The organism is Streptomyces sp. URMC 124 (genome assembly GCF_051386455.1).
GTDB lineage: Bacteria > Actinomycetota > Actinomycetes > Streptomycetales > Streptomycetaceae > Streptomyces.
This window is the reverse complement of record NZ_JBPQTS010000624.1, coordinates 1-241: the sequence shown is the minus strand read 5'-3', so window position 1 is coordinate 241 and position 241 is coordinate 1. Positions and strand designations below refer to the sequence as shown.

The 241-nt window shown below is 45.6% G+C and carries 1 protein-coding gene; it reads right to left on the bottom strand.

Annotated elements, in window-relative coordinates:
* Window positions 1-221 (bottom strand): hypothetical protein (locus ACSNOG_RS33935; protein WP_436756508.1); only part of this gene is annotated, 221 nt, incomplete at its 3' end.
* Window positions 222-241: the final 20 nt, after the last annotated feature.

Here is a 241-nt window from a genome sequence, read left to right as displayed (position 1 = left end):
ACATTATAGCGTAACTTCTTCTGACACTCTGCGGCCAAATCCATATAGGACACCCACTGTGCTGTGCTGCGGGCTGACGCATGACCAGAGATATACTCCGCCTGATCTATGAAAACGAGAGACTCTTTCCTTCCGTACAGAACATGAATCATGTCCTTAAACCATAAATGAAACAAACTGAACAGAACGTCCAGATGATCGGAGAGTTCGGTTTTGAACACTTTCTGGCTCGCGGTAATCA